The organism is Mycobacterium mantenii, assembly GCF_001667865.1.
Taxonomy (GTDB): Bacteria; Actinomycetota; Actinomycetes; order Mycobacteriales; family Mycobacteriaceae; genus Mycobacterium; species Mycobacterium mantenii_A.
Window position 1 is genome coordinate 55,037 of sequence record NZ_LZJP01000096.1, and the last position, 16,894, is coordinate 71,930.

A 16,894-nucleotide genomic window follows, 5' to 3' on the forward strand; every position below is an offset into this window, starting at 1 on the left:
CGGGTAACGGCGCATTTCGCCCCGCGGAACCCGCACGGTTCGCGGCGGGTCATTCCCCGGCAAGCGCCTCGATCAGGCTCCTGGGCCGGATGTCCGACCAGTTCTGCTCCACGTACTGCAGGCAGTCCGCGCGGCTGGCTTCGCCGAACGCCACCCGCCAGCCGGCCGGCGTGTCAGCGAAGGCCGGCCAGAGGCTGTGCTGGTCCTCGTCGTTGACCAGCACCACAAAGCTCGCGTTGTCGTCGTCAAAGGGGTTGGCGCTCATCGTGTCTCCTTCTCACGGGATACTTGGACGGGCTGACGGTGGATCCCAACACCCGGTCGGACAGCAGTCCAAGGCAGCTCAGGTTGGGAAACCCGGGCCCCTGGGTGAGTCCCGACAGGTTCGGCAGGAACAACTTGGGTGTCACGTCTGTGACGGCCAGGTCGTAACCTATCGCCTCCTGCAGCCGCTCCGAGGTCAGGGGTCCACCCAGGCCGAGTTCCAGCAGATCAAGTGCGTCCTGGCTGAATAGCGGTGCGAACCAAAGCGAGTCGGCGCCGGAGCCGTCGATGACGAGGTCAAATCCGTGTACCGTCTCCAGGTTCTCGCTGCCGCGGTTGGTGGACAGCGTCAACCGGATCTGGCCCTCCTTGCCGACCGCGTGGGCGACGCGGCCCCGCAGGTGGTGGATGCGATCGTCGGCCAGCAGGGCTTCCTGCACGTTGGACGAAAACACCCCACGGTCGGTGCGGGCCAACGCATCGCGGCGTTCGGCGAGGGTGAGGGCCGGCCAGTTGGTGGGATCGGAGAACAGCGAGTTCTCGAAAAAGCCCTCGCCGCGGGTGAACAACGTGGCCTGCGGGGAAATCACCGTGATGCTCGACACCCGGTGCCGGAACAGCTCATAGAGCATGGCCGCGGCCGTCTCGCCACCGCCGATCACCGCCACCCGCTCCGCATTGATCCGGTCGTGATTGGCGGCGCGGTCCCAGAACTGGGCGATCGACAGCATGCGCGGATTGCCCGGGAGCAAAGACTTTTCGGCCTGACCGGGGCCGGTGATCATCAACGCGTCGGCGTGCACGGTGGTTTCGTGAGTGTGCAGCGCCCAGCGGTCCCCGGTGATCGCCAGGCGTTCGACGTCACCGTGAACCACGTTCATGCCCACGTGGTCGGCGACCCAACTCAGATACTGGCTCCACCGGCGATGCGTCGGCGCCGGCCGGCCGCGGTCGATCCATTCGGCGAACGACGCCGTCGCGATCAGATAGGACTGCCAGCTGTAGCGGGTCATCCGCTCGTCGAGTTCGGCGTTGCGGCGCGGCACCAGCGCCGAGCGGTAGGGAAACCCGACGTCTTTTTCCGGGCTGGTGCCCAGCCGGTGTGCGCCGTCGGTCCAGCCGCCGCTGGCCTGCCAGTTCGCCGCGACACCGATGCGCTCCACGGCGATGACTTCGGGCACCTGGACACCCATGTCGCGCAGCGCGAAAGCCTTGGCGGCCACGGCCACAGCCTTGGCGCCGGCACCGACGATCGCCAGTGTGCTCATTTCACCACCTCCCGCAGTGAGTCAATCCAAAGTCCCTGTAGCGCCGCGATATCCGCGTCATCCAGAATGTCGGGCAGGGCGCGCCACTGCGCCGCCAGAACCCTCTCCCCGCCATAGGTGAGCACCATCGCGGCGATCGTGAGCTCGTGGCGCACCGCCAGGTGCGGCTCTGGTATCGGCGACACCCGGGCGAGTAGCTCGCGCTCGAGCCGCAGCCCGGTGCCGCCGTCGGTGTGGGCGGCGCCGAGATAATTCAGCAGCAGCTGCGGGGAGCGGTAGCCGGCGAGCCGCTCGGCGGTATCGTCCCGCAGGTAGCGCAGCAACCCGTAGTCGAGGCCGTTGCCGGGGATCGCCGCCAGCCGCTCCCTCACTTCGTGCGGATCGGTCGTGTCGAGCCGTACCGGGTAGATGGAGCTGAGCAATCCCACTGTGTCGCCGGTGTCGATGGTGTGTGCACCCGGCCCGTCCACCAAACCGTCCGCGCGGCCGTGTGTTTCGAGTGCCAGCAGCGGGGGCGGTGCGGCCTGGCCGCGCAGCTGCCGCCAGCGGGTCATCGTCGCGGCGGTGGCCGCGACCAGCAGGGTGGGCAACGGCAGGCCCGAATTCAGCAGCCGGCGGGTGACGTCGGCGTCGGTGGCGGCGTTGCGGACGATCAGATCGCGCGCCCGGTCGCGGCTCGGATCGACCCGGCGGGCCCCGAGGTCGGGATCGTCACCGTCGAGTTGGGACGCCCAGAATTGCACCGTGTCCAACCGGTCCGCGCGCGCGGTCAGCGCCTCGGCCCAGCGCCGATAGCTGGTGTGTTCGCGAACGGGTGCCGGTGCATGTCCGGTGGCCGAGGCCGTCAGGGCGGCACCGAGTTCACCGAGGATCACCCGCCACGACGCCGGGTCCAGCGCGACCACGTGGGCGGCCAGCAGCAGGACGCTCTCTCCCGCCGGTGGCCGAAGCCAGGCCGCGGACAGCAGCGTTCCGCGTTCGGGGTCCAGGCGGTCGACGGCCTCGGCGACGTGGGCGGGTACCGCGGCGGCCAGATCGCCAGCCACCGCAACCTCTTTGAGCGCGATGTCGGGGGCCGGCATCGGGACCAGGGTCATCGTGGAGCGGTCCACCCGGGTGCGCAGCACTTCGTGGCCCGCGATGATGCCGGCCAGGGCCGCATCCAGCTGCTCGCGGCGCAGCGTCTCGGGCAACCGGATGGCTTCGGTCTGGGCGAGCCTGCGCGGGTCGCCGAATTCGTACAGCCATCGACCGTTGGGCAGCAACGGCATTGGCCCGGTCTCGGTGTCCTGCCGATGGGTGGCGTCCGTGGTTTCCGAATCGATCGCCTCGGCCAGTTCGCGGACGTTGCTGCACTCGAGGATGAGCCTGGCGCGCAGCGCAATTCCGCGTGCTCGCGCCGATTGCACCACCGACAGCGCCATGATGCTGTCCAGCCCCAGCTGCAGGAAGTCCGCGGTGACGTCGATTCGCGGTTGCCCGAGCAACTCGGCGAGCAGTTCGGCCAGTGCGGATTCGGTGGCGGTCTCGGGCTTCGCCGCGCCGACCTCGGACTCGGCGGCGTCGATCGCGGTCAACGCGGTTTCGTCCAGCTTTCCGTTGGGGGTCAACGGAATTTCATCGACCATGACGATGCGTTGGGGAACCATGTAGCGCGGCAACCGGGTGCCGAGCACGCTCCGCAGCTCCGACGCGGTGGGCCGGCCGGTCGCCGGGTCGGTGGCCACGTATGCGGTGAGCCGTGCGACGCCGCGGCGCTGCCGCACCAGCACTCCCGCGTGGCGGACCGCCGGATGCGATTCGAGGGCGGCCGCGATTTCGCCGGGCTCGACGCGGTGGCCGCGGATCTTCACCTGGGCGTCCGCGCGTCCCACGTATTGCACTGAGCCGTCGGGCAACCGGCGCACCAGGTCGCCGGTGCGATACATGCGTTCGGAAGCCGTGAACGGGTCGGCGACAAAGCGCGCCGCGGTCTCCGGGGCCCGGCCCAGGTAGCCGCGGGCCAGCTGGGCACCCCCCAGATACAGTTCGCCCGTCGCGCCGCATGGCACCGGGCGCAGCGCGGAATCCAGTACGTAGCCACGGGTGTGCCGGGTCGGGCGCCCGATGGAGGGCTCGTCGTGCTCGGCGATGGCGGCGACCATGGCCTCGACCGTGGTCTCGGTCGGGCCGTAGCAGTTGTATGCCGTCATCGGAGTGGTGGCGCACGTGTTGCGGATGCGGGCCCACGCCGCGCTGCCGACGGCTTCGCCGCCCAGCGCCAGCACGGTCGGCGGCGCATCGGTCAGCAAGCCGAAAGCCTCGAGTTGGGCAAACATCGACGGGGTGGTGTCGATCATGTCGATGCCCTGCACGGCGATCAGCGCGACCAGCGCCTCGGCATCGGTTTGCGTCTGCTCGTCGACGAGGTGTACGCCGTGCCCGTCGAGCAGGCCGACCAACGGCTGCCAGGCGGCGTCGAAGGCGAACGACCACGCGTGTGCGATGCGCAGCGGCCGGCCCAGTTTGGCTGCCGCGGGCCGTAATACGCGGTCCAGATGATCGTCGGCGTAGGCGCCCACCGCGCCGTGGCTTCCGATCACGCCCTTGGGTTCGCCCGTCGTGCCCGAGGTGAACACGACATATGCGGCCTGCGCGGGTGACACGTCGACGGGGCTGAAATCGTCGTCGCGCGGTTCGCCGGCCTGCAGGAGTTCTGTGGTCAGCTCTTCGTCCAGCACGGTCAGTGCGCCGGATTGGCGCAGGATCGAGTTCACCCGTTCGGGCGGCATTCCCGGCTCCATCGGCACGCACATGCCGCCGGCTTTGAGCACGGCGAGCATGGCGATGATGTACTGCGGGCCGCGCGAAAGCTTGATGCCCACCGGTGTTTCGGGTGTGACCCCACTGCAGGCGAGCCGCGCCGCGAGCCGACTGGTGTGCAGATCCAGTTCGCGGTAGCTCAGTGTGCCGCCCGCCCAGCTGACCGCCGGGTTGTCCGGTGCCCTGGTCACCACGTCGGCAAACCGCGCGTGGATGCTCAATGGCGACAACGGCTTTGGTGCGGCGGTGGGCAGCGGATCGGCCTCGCCCTCCAGCAGCACACTGACGTCGCGCAGCGGGCCCTCCCAGCCTCTCAGCAGCCTCTCGGCGGCGGTCAGCACGCGCTGCCCGAACACGGCGGCCGGAATGGCGCCCAGCGCCCCGTCGATCGCTTCGATCAGCACCACCAGCTCGCCGGCCTCCATGTGGGCGGCGATGGCGATGGGGAAATGCGACAGGGTTTGCAGGGCGGACGGCCGGAATGTCGCACCGCCGGCGGTCAATTCGCCACCCGCGCTCAGTCCGTCCATCGGGAAGTTCTCGTAGACCAACAGGGTGTCGAACATCTCCCCGACGCCGCCGAGGGCCCGAAGTTGGGCGTGCCCGAGGTAGCTGTGCTCACGCAGGCGTGCGGAGTCGCGCTGCACGGCGCGGCATTGCTCGCCGGTGGTCGCGGCCGGGTCGAGGCGCACCCGCAGCGGCACGGTGTTGATGAACAGGCCGACCATCGTCTCGACTCCGGTCAGTTCGGGCGGCCGACCGGAAACCGTGACCCCGAAGACCACGTCGTGAGTGTCGGTCAGCCGCGCCAACACCAGCGCCCACGCCATCTGCATCAGGGTGTTGACGGTGATACCGCGGGAGCGGGTGTCATCGATCAATCGCGCGGTGGTTTCGGCCGGTAGTCGCAGTCGGGTGGTGCGTGGCAGCCCCGTTCGCCGGCCCTCGGTGGTGTCCACGGATCCCAGCGAGGCCGCGAGCAGGGTGGGGCCGGGCAGACCCGCCAGGTGCTCGCGCCAAACCCGCTCGCTGGCTTCCGGATCGCGGCTCGCCAGCCAGCCGATGTAGTCGCGGTAGGGCCGCGGCGCCACGGGCAGTGCGGACAGATCGCCGCCGGCCTGATACAGGATCATCATTTCGTTGACGAACACCGGCAGCGACCATCCGTCGATCACGATGTGGTGCGCGGTGAGCACCAAACGCCATCGTGCGCGGGGCAATTCGATCAGCAGGAAGCGGATGGCCGGCCCGCGTTCCAGCTCGAACGGTCGCCGGCGTTCGCCGGTCTGAAGCGCCGCCACGTCCTCGGGCGTAGCGGTCACCAGCCGCCAGGGCAGTTCGACCCGGGCCGGCACGATCTGTACCGGTCGGGGGATGCCACGGCTAAAGAAGCTGGCCCGCAGATTCGGGTGCCGCACCAACATCTTCTCCGCGCACTCACGCAACAGTGCGACGTCGAGTCCCCCGGAGATGTCCGCGGCTATCCCGATCACGTACGGGTCGTCCGCCGCTTCGCCGTCGGCGAATTCGGCGAGCGTGGTCAGGGAATACAAGCCCTCCTGCAGCGGGCTCAGCGCCATCACGTCCTCGATGTCGGGCGCGGCTTCGGTCTTGGTGGCCGTCATGTCGTGGCCTCGCGTGAGGCCGACCAAAGTTCCGTCACGGCAGCCAGATCCGAGGACGACAGCCCCGAGGTACTCATCGGCTCGAAACGGGTGTCGGTCGCCTGCCCGTCGTGTTCGATGCCGGCCTCCGCGTCGCCGAGGGCGTCCAGCGCGGCCGCCAACTGCTGCACCGTCGGATTCTCGAAGATCATCCGCGGGCTCACGGCCAGACCGGCCACCCGGGCCCGCGAGGCGAGCTGCACGGACAGGATGCTGTCGCCGCCGAGCGCGAAGAAGTCGTCGAACCGCCCGACCTCGGCGGTCGACAGCAGCTCGGCGAACACCTTGGCAAGCGCCCGTTCGGTGCCCGTGCGCGCGGGTTCGGTCTGCCCGCCGGTGCTGACCGCGGGACGCGGCAGGCCGGGCCGGTTCAGCTTGCCCGATTCGGTTTTCGGAAGGGCGTCGAGCACGGTCAGCGACGACGGCAGCATGTAACCCGGCAGGGTCATCGCGATCGCGGCGCGGACCTCGCCGGCGAACGTCGCCCTCTCGGCGTCATCGGCGATCGGCCGTTGCGGCACAACATATCCGGCCAGCGATGTGCCGCCGTGCACCTCCCAGGTGCGCGCTGCCGCGGCGGCGACGCCGGCGGCGGCCGCCAGGGCCGCCTCGACCTCGGCCAGTTCGACGCGGAAACCACGGACCTGGACCTGGTGGTCGGATCGTCCGACGAATTCCAGTCGGCCGTCCTCGGTCCACCGGGCCAGGTCACCGCTGCGGTACAGCCGCGAACCCGGCTCGACACCATAGGGATTGGCGATAAACCGCGTCGCGGTCAGGCCCGGACGTTTCCAATACCCTCGCGCCAGCTGGTCACCGGCGTAGTACAGCTCCCCCACCACGCCGACCGGCACCGGACGCAGCCCGTCGTCGAGCAGGTAGGCCGCCGCACCCGGAACCGGACTTCCGACAAGCGGATTCGGCAGCCCCAACCGCCCGCGGGATACCGCGCCGGAGGTCTCGGTGGAGCCGATGTTGTTCAACAGTTCGGTGCCGGCGCCGTCCTCGTCGGCGCACACCGACACCAGCTGCTGCAGCAGCGACGCGCTCACCGGTTCGCCACCGCACACCAGCCGTGCCAGCGAACGCACGGCCTCGGGCCGGCTGTCCAGCAACGCCGAGACCAGGCTCGGTACCGCGGTCACCTGGGCGACCGAATGCCGATTCATCAAGTCGCCCAGGGCCTCCGGGTCGCGGTGCTCGGCATCGTCGGCCAGGATCATGGTCGCGCCGGCCGCCAGGCCGGCCAGCATCTCCATGCCGCCCTCGAGGAAGGTGATCGAGGCCTGCGCCAGTCGAACGTCGTCGGTTCCCGGCGGGTAGTGCCGCAGTTGCCAGTCGAGCCGCGCGGCCATGGAGCGATGCGTTCCCACTGCGCCTTTGGGCTTGCCGGTGGACCCGGAAGTGAACACCAGGTACATCGGGTCGTCGGGGTGCGGCGGTCGCAGCGACTGCTGATCGACGTCGTCACTATCGATGAGGGCGCGTACCTCGGGATCGTCCAGCGAGATGAGCTCGACCCCGCGCACCTGCGGCATGGTGTCCACCGCTTCGGCGGTCGCGACCACCACCGGCGGCCGGACGTCGTCAAGCATGAATTGCTTTCGCGCCGCCGGATATCCGGGATCGATGGGGAAGTAACCGGCGCCGGCCTTCATAATGGCCACCAGCGCCACCACCAGGTCGATGCTCCGCCGGGTCGACAGCCCCACCAACGATCCCGGGCCGACGCCGTACTTGACCAGCAGCGCGGCCAGGTTGTCCGAACGGCGGTGCAGCGCGCGGTAATCGATGTGCTCGCCATTGCAGCGCACAGCGATCCGGTCGGTTCCCCACGCCCGGCTGGGTTCCAGCAATTCGGGTATGGTGCGCGGCCGGTCCTGTGGCGCGCGTTCACCGCGGCTCCAGTCCTGCAGAATGCGGTGCTGTTCGGAGGCATCGATCAGCTGGACGTCCCGCAAGGTCTGGTCGACATCGTCGGCGAACTCGGTGAGTGCCCGGGCCAGCCATCCGGCCAACCGCTCGATCGTGGATCTGGCGTAGAGCTCGGTGCGGTAGATGACATTGCAGTTGTAGCCGATGCCGCCGGAACCGTCGGTGCCGAAGAAGTTGACGCTCAGATCCGCGTGCGCCATGTCGAAAATGGGATCGAGCGACGTGCACACGGTGTCCTGCTCACCGCTGCCCGCGGGAGCGGCCTCGATGACCCGGGTGGCGGACAGGTGATCCCGGACGTGCACGACGACCTGGAACAGCGGATTGCGTGACAGCGAACGCACCGGGCTGACGCTGTCGACCACCCGGTCGAATGGCAGGTCTTGGTGAGCGTAGGCCGCCAGCGCCGTCTCTCGGGCCCGCTTGAGCAGTTCGCGCAACGTCGGGTTGCCGTCCATGTCGTTGCGCAGCACCAGGATGTTGACGAAAAACCCGATCAGCTGGTCCAACTCGGGTTCGAGGCGGCCGGCGACCGGGGTGCCCAGCGGAATGTCGGTCCCGCCACCGGCTTTGTGCAAGACCACGGCGACGGCCGTTTGCAGCAGCATGAATTCGGTGATGCCCAGCTCGCGGCACAGCTCGCCGAGCTTGGCGCGGGTGGCCGAGTCGATCTGGAAGTCGACGGATTCGCCTTCGCCGCTGGGCACCGGTTGGCGCGGGAAGTCCGGGCGCAGCCCGGTGTCCTCCGGCAACCCGGCCAGCTGACGCGTCCAGTACTCCCGCTGCTCGCCCGCAATGGCGGATTCCTGCCCGCCCGCGTCACCCAGGAACGTCCGCTGCCACGCCGCGTAGTCGGCGTACTGCACACGCAGCGGGGCCCAGGACGGCGCTTCTCCGCCGCGCCGGGCCCGGTAGGCCGTCATCACGTCGGAGAACAGCACGCCCGCCGACCAATGGTCGGAAGCGATGTGATGCACCACCAGTGACAGCACGTGTTCCGCGGTGTTCTCGATGCGCAACACCGCGACCCGGATCGGCAATTCTCCGTCCAGCTCGAAGCAGTGGCACCGTTCGACGTCGAGTTGCCGCCGCAGCCAGGTCTCGTCGGGCCCGTCCTCGCGGCGCACGGGTACCTCGACCCCGACGGGGCCCACCACCTGGTAGGGCACGCCGTCCAGCTCGACGTAGCTGGTGCGCAGGATTTCGTGCCGGGCAACGACATCGCCGACGGCGGCGATCAGCGCGTCGATGTCCCACGGCCCGGTCAGTTTCGCCGCGAAGGGAATGTTGTTGACCCGGCTGGGCCCGTCCACCCGGTAGGCGAACCAGCTGCGCAGCTGCGAGGCCGAGAGCGGCATGGGCTCGTCGTGCGCGGTGGTGATCAGCCGGGGCCGCGACTGTGTCAGTTCGCCCGCACTGAGCTGGTCGATCCGCCCCGCCAATGCGCCGACCGTGGCGAGTTCGAACACGTCGCGGATCCCGATCTCCACACCGCACTCCGCGCGGATCGCGGTGACCAGTTTCGTGGCGACCAGCGAGTGGCCACCCAGATCGAAGAACGAGTCGTCGACGCCCACCCGCTCGTGACCGAGCAGACCGGAAAACAGTTGCGCGATGCGGTGTTCCGTGGGGGTCGTCGGGTCACGGTATTGGGTGACCGGCGCGAGCTGTGGTTGCGGCAGCGCGGCGCGGTCGATCTTCTGGTGCGCGGTGATCGGGATCTCGTCGAGCACCACGTAGGCGGCCGGGGTCATGTAGTCCGGCAGCGCGGCGGCCACCCGGGCGCGGATGCGCTCGACGTCCACCGTTTCCGTGCCGGCGCCCTGGGCCGGCGTCACGTATCCCACCAGGCTCTTGCCCAACTGCGGCAGGTCCATGGCCAGCACGACGGCCTGTCCGACGCTGGGGTCGACCGAGATGGCGGCCGCGATCTCGCCCAGCTCGATGCGGAAACCGCGGATCTTCACCTGCTCGTCGGCGCGGCCGACGAACTCGATGTCACCATTGGCGTTGCGGCGGGCCAGGTCCCCGGAGCGGTACATCCGGCCGCCGGGTGTGAACGGATCGGCGACGAAGCGCTCGGCGGTCAACTGCGGCCGGCGGTGGTATCCGTGCGCGACATGTGTTCCAGCGATGTAGATTTCACCGATCACGCCGACGGGCACCGGCTGCAGCGAGCTGTCGAGCAGATACACCTGCGTGTTGATCTTGGGCCGGCCGATCGGGACCACCCGGGTGCCCTGAGCGCCTTCCACCGGATAGCTGGTGCAGTTCACCACCGTCTCGGTCGGCCCGTAGAAGTTGTACAGCGACGCGTCGAAGGTGGCGTGGAACTTGTCGGCGATCTCGCCGGGCAGGGCCTCCCCGCCGATGGGCACCCGCCGCAGGGTCCGCCACTGGCCGACGCCGGGCAGGGACAGGAAGAGCCCCAGCAGCGAAGGCACGAAGTGCATTGACGTAATGCCTTCGCGGGCCAGCAGATCGGTGAGGTAGCCGATGTCGCGCAGCCCGTCGGGCCGCGGAATCACCAGGCGGGCGCCCATGATCAACGTGCCGAAGATCTCACCCATGGACACGTCGAAGCTGGGCGAGGCGACCTGCAGCAGCCGGTCGGTGTCGTCGATGCGGTATTCCGCACCGAACCAGACGAAGTACTCGGCGATGGGCGCGTGGGGCACCGGAACACCCTTGGGCAGCCCGGTGGAACCCGAGGTGTAGATCAGGTAGGCGGTGTTGTGCGGGCTCAGCGGCCGGATCAACTCGGCGGGCGCGGAGGCCGGATAGCGCGCCGTGTCGGTAACCGGTTCGCGCAGCACCAGTTTGGCGTCCGCATCCTCGAGAATGAAGCTCAGCCGGTCCTCCGGGTAGGTGGGATCCACCGGCAGGTAGACGCCGCCCGCCTTGAGCACCCCGAGCGCGGTGATGACCAATTCGGGAGACTTGTCCAGCAGCACCGCGACACGGTCCTCGGTGCCGATGCCTTGCTCGATGAGCCAGTGCGCCAACCGGTTCGACTCTTCGTCGATCTCCCGGTAGGTGTAGGCGCGGCCCTCGTAGACGACGGCGACCGCGTCGGGCGTCAACGCCGCCCTCCGGCCGACCAGCTCGGGCAACGTGCTGGCCGGGGTGACGAATTCCTCGCCGGTCGACACCGCGCGCAGCCACTCCGCGTCTTCGCCGCTCATCAGCGCGCACGCCGACAGCGTCGCGTCGGGCTCGGACAACAGGCTGTCCAGCAAGGCCGCGTAGTGGCGCAGCAATTGCTCGACCAACTGCTGGTCCAGCACCTCAACCAGATACTCGGCCTCGACCACCGCACCGCCGGCGCGGTCGGGTGTCCGATCGAGCTCGACCATCAGACTCAGCGGCAATTGGTTGAAATGACCGCGCAATTCGCCGCGTTCGCAGCGGACGCCCGGCGGGCAGAAGCCGGTGCCGTCGGGCTCCCGTTGCCCGAAGCTCACCCGCGTCATCCGGTCGGCGCCGTGCCGGCGATCGGGATTCGACTCGCGCACCAGCCAATCCAGGTCGGCGCGGGAATGGGCGAAGGCACCCACCGCGCCATCACGAGTTTGGGCCAGCAGGTCGCGGAAAGTCTGGTGCGACTGCGGCCGCAGCCGGATCACCACGGTGTTGCCGTGATAGCCGATGACGTCCTCGGTGCCCACGCCGCGGTTGAGCACCGGGGCCGCCACCAGGAAGTCGGTCGACTGGGTGTACCGGTGCACGAGCGCGCCGAACGCGGCCATCAGCACCATGTACGGGGTGGCGCCCGTCTCGCGGGCCAGCGCGGCGGCCCGCTCGACGGTGTCCGCCGACAACCGCGCGACGGCCCGCTGGGCACGCCAGGTGGTGGGCACCACCGAGCCGTTGGCGCCGGGAAGCTCGAGGGGCTCCGGGAGGTCGGCCATCAGCGGCCGCCAGTAGTCCAGGTCCGCCGGGCGGATGGCGGTCGAATCCGCGCACATATCCGTCAGTACCCCGCCGTCGGCGAAGTCGCCCGGGTCGGTGTAGGCGCGCGTGAGATCGGCGAAGAACGGTGCCCACGAGCCGTCATCCCAGGCGATGTGGTGGGCGGTGATCAGCAGCATCAGGTCGTCGTCGGCCAAGCGCGCCACCGTGACGCGCAGCGGTGAATCCTTGCTCAGATCGAAGGGCCGCCGAAAGTCCCGCTGCGCCAGCACATCGAGCCGCAGCCGGCGCGCCTGGTCGGTCAGCCCGGCCAGGTCGTGCTCGGCCCAGTCGGGTCGCAGGTCCGCGCGGATCACCGGGTGCGGGTCGCCCGCCTCGTCGGTGCCATACGTCGTGTGCAGCACTGGGTGCCGCGCGGCCACCGCGTCCACCGCGCGGTGCAACCGCGCGGTGTCGACGTAGCCCGAGAGGCGGTAGGAGACGCAGATGTTGAGCAGCGCGCTGTCGGGGTCGACGGACTGCACGAACCACATCCGGTGCTGCCCGACCGACATGCGTGGCCGCTCGCCGGTCGCCACGGGCGCCGCGGCCGTCGCCCTGGCCAGGCCGCGTTCGGCGAGCTTGCGGCGCAGTAATTCCAGGCGCTCATCGTCGAGATGGGTGCTGACGCCGGTGGTGTCTGTCACGCTAGGAGTCCAACCTTTCTAGCATCGCGAGCATTGAGTGGTGCGCGCCGTTGGCGGCGCCGGCGCGCTCGAACGACGCGGGCCCGCCGCCGTTCGAGTCGGTGCGCAGCGCGTCGATCAGCTCCGTCACGGTGATGCCGCCGAGCATGCGGGACACCGGAACCGAGTTGCCTACCGTACGGCGCAGCCGCTTTCGTAAATCGAGTGCGAGCAACGAGTCCACACCCAGGTCGATCAGCGACGCGCCCGGGTCGATCGACAGCGAATCGCCCAGGTGTAGCGTCGCGGCCAATTCGGCCCGCACGACGTCGGCGAGCGGCTTGGCGGCGAAGACCTCGCGGTCCTCGCCCTCTCCCGGGCACGAGACGCTGAATGGCATTGGCATGCCCTGGCTTTCGAAGAAGACCTGGAGCCGCTCGAAGTCCGCGTCGAAAATCAGGGGATCGCCGTCGTAGCGGTACAGACTGGCCTCGATAGCCCGTCGCGGCTCCATTGCCACCAGGCCGGAGCGCTCGGTGCGGGTGATCTCGTCGCCCACCACTACCCCGGCGCCCTGCCACAGGCCCCAGCGGATCGCCGTGCAGTCGCGCCCCGCGGCACGCAACTGGGCGACCAGCACGTCGAGCATCCGGTTGGACGCCGCGTATGCCGCGTGGCCATGGCCGCCCCAGACCCCGAACACCGACGAGCAGGCCAGAATTCGGCAGTCCGGCCGCATCGGCCACACGTCGGCCAGCAACGCCAATCCGTGCACCTTGGCCGCGCATACCGCCGCCACCCCCGAACCGGTCAGGTCCGCATGCGAGCGCGCCTGCGCGATGCCGGCGGTGTGAATCAGCAGGGACGCGCCCGCACCCGCATGTCGGGCGGCGACGGCGGCCAGCGCGACGCGATCGGTGATATCGCACTGCGGGGCAATCACTTCGGCGTCGTTCCGGTCGGCGAGCTCGCGCAGTGCGACCGGATCAACGCCGCCGCGGCTCAACAGGGTGATCGTTCTGGCACCGCGGTCCAGGCAATACCGGGCGTACTGCAGTCCGATGGCTCCGCTGCCCCCGGTGATCACCACGTTGTCGAGGGCGGCGGCATCGAGCGGTCGCCGGGTTGCCGATTCGCGGCACGGGCGGAACGTCCGGACGTGGCGGCGCGGTGATCCGGTGCCCCGCAACGCGACCTCGGCCGAGTCGCCGAGCAGCACGTCGACGACGGCCCGTGCCGTGGCGGTATCGACGTCGCGGTGCTCGAGGTCGAGATGCCCGAAGGCCTGGTCGGGGAATTCGAATCCGACGCTGCGATGCATGCCCGCCACGGCCGCCTGCGCCGGAGAGACGGTGGGGTCGTCCCGGTCGACCCGTTCGGCACCGGCGGTGATCAACCAGACGGCCCGGCATCGGGGGCCGATGAGCGCGGGGTAGTCGGGAAGGCCCGCATCGGGGCGGCCGGCGATCTGCTCGATCGCGGAGGTGGCGTCGAGCTGATCCAGTTCGGGGGCGACGATCGCGAGGATTTCCGCCTCGTTCGGTGGCACCGCTCGGCAGCCACCCTGTGCCGCAACGGCATCGGCGAGGGTCTGCGTCAGCCGCCGCGCACCGAAGAAGCCGATGTCACGAGCGCTCGCGCTCGACGTGATCGGCGCCGTCGCCGGCCGCCAGTCCTCGACGGCCACCGTGAGTGCCGGCGTCGGTGCCGCTTCGGTGACTCGCTGCGGCGCCACCCACAGGTGCACCGCGCGCATCGGCGCGTTCGGGAACCCTCGCAGCGCGGGGCGGTCGACCGTCGGGACCGCGTCGGTCCAGCTGCAGCCGGGGTCGGCGGTCGCGATCGCGACGAGGCTCGCCGACAACGAATCGGTGATGGATCGGTCGCGGTGCCCCGACCCGACGATGACGGTCGACTCGTCGTCGACGATGTCACCCAGCGGGTACAGCAACGACGGGTGCGCCGAGAGCTCCACGAAGGTGTCGGCCCCGCAAGTGCGGGCGTGCCGCACGGCGAGATCGAATCGCACCACGCCGCAGAGGTTTTCGTACCAGTACTGAGAGAAGTCGGCCGTCGCGCCCACCTCGGCGCCCAGCGTGGAACCGATGAACCGCACCGGCCCGTCCCGGAAAGCCGACTTCGGGGTCAGCTCGGCCAGGCCGGCGCGCAACGGTCGTAGCGCGCTGGTGTGTCCGGGATAGTCGACGGACAGTTGCTGGCTGAAGATCCCCCGCTGTTGGGCGAGCCGCACCGCGGCGGCCACCGCCTCATGATCACCGGCGACCACGGTCGATGACGGCCCGTTGACCGCCGACACTTCCAGCCAGCCGCGCGCCTCGGCGAGCAGCGACTCCGCGTTGTCGAGGCCGGTGCCGAGCACCGCCATCGCGTAGCGGCCGGTCAGCTGGTCGACGACGGTCGCGCGCGCTACCACCAAGGCGACCGCGTCCGGCAGCGAAATCGTCTCCGCCACATAGGCCGCCGCCACCTCACCGAGGCTGTGACCGATGGTGATGTCGGGCAGCACCCCATAAGAACGCCACGCTTCGGCCAGGCTCACCGCATGGGTGAACTGCGCGCCCTGGATCTCGGGGCGTGACCAGTTCCGCTCGTCGTCGCCCACCAGGTAAGGCAGCGGGGAGGGGAATCCGGCGGATGCGAACACTCGCGCGCACTCCTCGGCGGCCTCCCGGTAGGCCGGTATCCGTTGGTAGGCACCGGCTCCCATCGCCTGCCACTGATTGCCCTGGCCGGGGAACACGAACGCGATGCGCGGGGGCGTCGTCGTCGCGGAGTGCGAGACCAGCTCGTGTTCCTCGCCGCGGGCGATCGCCGACAGACCGGCGACGAGTTCGGTGCTGTCGGCGGCTCGCACCACCGCGCGATGGCGTCGCGGCCGGCGCAACCGCAGCAGGGTGGCGGCGACGGCGGCGGTCAGCTCGGCCGAGTCGTCGATGCGGCCCAGGTAGTCGACGATCGCCGCGGCTTCGCGGCGGATCAGCTCGGGGTCGTGGGCGCTGAGCAGCACCGGGATGCGCCCGTCCGGCAGGCCACGGGTGAGCATCACGCGACCTCGGGGATGGAGACGATCAGGTGTGCGTTGGTGCCGGCGATCCCGAACGCGGATGCCGCGGCGGTGCGCTGCCCGTCGACGGCCGGCCACGGTGTCAGGGTTTGAGCCAGCCGCAACCCTTGTGCCTCCCAATCGATTTCGGTGCTGGGATCGTCGGCGTGCAGGGTGGCCGGCACGGCGCCGTGTTCGGCCGAGACCAGCACCTTGGCCAGGCCCAGCGCGCCGGCGGCGGCCAATGAGTGGCCCACGTTGGATTTCACCGAACCCAGCAACGCTCCGGCGCCGGATTCGGTATCACCGTAGGTCTGGGCGAGCGAGCGCAACTCGGTCCGGTCGCCGAGGCGGGTGCCCGTGCCGTGGCCCTCGATCATCTGTACCTCGGCGGGCTTGATCCCGGCCTGGTTGATGGCCCGCTGGAACAGCCGGACCTGGGCATCACCGCTGGGAGCGCTGAGCCCCGCGCTGCGCCCGTCCTGATTCATGGCGGTCGCCCGCACCTCGGCCACGATCTGCCGGCCCGCGCGCAGCGCGGCCGATTTGCGTTGCAGCACAAACATCGCCGCGCCCTCGGCCCACACGGTTCCGCTGGCCTGCGCGCTGTAGGGGCGGCAGTATCCGTCGTCGGAAAGCGCGTGTTGTTTGGAGAATTCGACGAAGAAGCCCGGCGAGCCCAGCACGTTGACCCCGCCCGCGATGGCCAGATCGCAGTCGCCGTTCTGCAGGGAACGCACCGCGACGTGGAAGGCCACCAACGCGGACGCGCACGAGGAATCCAGGGTCAGTGCCGGACCGGTCAGGCCCAGCGTGTAGGCGATGCGGCCCGAGATCACGCTGAGCGCGGTGCCGGCGAGCAGATGACCGCTGTGCTCGGAGAACCGCGCCATTTCGGGTCCGTAGCCGGTGGTCGAGGCGCCGACGAAGCAGCCGACCTCGTGCCCGGCCAGGTCGTCGGGGTTGATGCCGCTGTTCTCGCAGGCGCGCCAGGCGACCCGAAGCGCCACCCGCTGTTGCGGATCCATCACGACGGCCTCGCGGGGCGAGATGCCGAAGAACTCTGGGTCGAATGTGGTTGCCCCGTCCAGGAATCCGCCGCGGTCATGAATCTCTTTGAAGCCGTTGCGCCGCGAGCCGGCGAGCAGTTCGCGCACCGCCCAACCGCGGTCGGTGGGAAACGGGCCCAGCGCCTCGCGGCCGTGCGCCAGCAGATCCCAATACGCCTCGGCGGTTTCGATGCCGCCGGGTGCCTCCACGCCCATCCCCACGATCACCACCGGGTCGGCGCGCTCGGCGTCGTAACCATCATCAGACATC

6 protein-coding genes are annotated in these 16,894 nt (G+C 69.7%); all 6 read right to left on the reverse strand.

Translation table 11 applies throughout. The features are described from left to right. Positions 1–49: 49 nt before the first annotated feature. The 6 genes from A5688_RS16925 to A5688_RS16950 are packed head-to-tail and all read right to left on the reverse strand — an operon-like array spanning position 50 to position 16,893. A complete protein-coding gene (locus tag A5688_RS16925; RefSeq protein WP_067830225.1) occupies positions 50–265 on the reverse strand; it encodes an MbtH family protein in 216 nt (71 codons plus the stop codon). Beyond that, entirely contained in the window at positions 246–1,532 is a 1,287-nt protein-coding gene (mbtG, locus tag A5688_RS16930) for an NADPH-dependent L-lysine N(6)-monooxygenase MbtG (RefSeq protein ID WP_067830222.1), read from the reverse strand. The genes A5688_RS16925 and mbtG overlap by 20 nt, the downstream gene beginning before the upstream one ends. After that, entirely contained in the window at positions 1,529–5,959 is a 4,431-nt protein-coding gene (locus A5688_RS16935) for a non-ribosomal peptide synthetase (RefSeq protein ID WP_067911740.1), read from the reverse strand. The genes mbtG and A5688_RS16935 overlap by 4 nt, the downstream gene beginning before the upstream one ends. After that, positions 5,956–12,531, reverse strand: coding sequence for a non-ribosomal peptide synthetase (locus A5688_RS16940; RefSeq protein WP_067911744.1), 6,576 nt, complete (start codon positions 12,529–12,531; stop codon positions 5,956–5,958). The genes A5688_RS16935 and A5688_RS16940 overlap by 4 nt, the downstream gene beginning before the upstream one ends. A 1-nt stretch (position 12,532) precedes the next feature. Continuing rightward, positions 12,533–15,574: a mycobactin polyketide synthase MbtD gene (gene mbtD / locus A5688_RS16945; RefSeq protein ID WP_067911747.1), complete on the reverse strand. Its 3,042-nt coding sequence runs from the start codon at positions 15,572–15,574 to the stop codon at positions 12,533–12,535. Further along, the gene (locus tag A5688_RS16950; protein ID WP_067911929.1) at positions 15,574–16,893 is read right to left on the reverse strand and encodes a polyketide synthase; all 1,320 of its coding nucleotides are present in this window, start codon (positions 16,891–16,893) and stop codon (positions 15,574–15,576) included. The genes mbtD and A5688_RS16950 overlap by 1 nt, the downstream gene beginning before the upstream one ends. Position 16,894: the final 1 nt, after the last annotated feature.

What these genes read in the sequence shown, in the direction of transcription:
- A5688_RS16925 (WP_067830225.1), bottom strand. Translation starts at nt 265, where the DNA reads ATGAGCGCCAACCCCTTTGACGACGACAACGCGAGCTTTGTGGTGCTG.
- A5688_RS16935 (WP_067911740.1), bottom strand. Translation starts at nt 5,959, where the DNA reads ATGACGGCCACCAAGACCGAAGCCGCGCCCGACATCGAGGACGTGATG.
- A5688_RS16950 (WP_067911929.1), bottom strand. Translation starts at nt 16,893, where the DNA reads ATGTCTGATGATGGTTACGACGCCGAGCGCGCCGACCCGGTGGTGATC.
- mbtG (WP_067830222.1), bottom strand. Translation starts at nt 1,532, where the DNA reads ATGAGCACACTGGCGATCGTCGGTGCCGGCGCCAAGGCTGTGGCCGTG.
- mbtD (WP_067911747.1), bottom strand. Translation starts at nt 15,574, where the DNA reads ATGCTCACCCGTGGCCTGCCGGACGGGCGCATCCCGGTGCTGCTCAGC.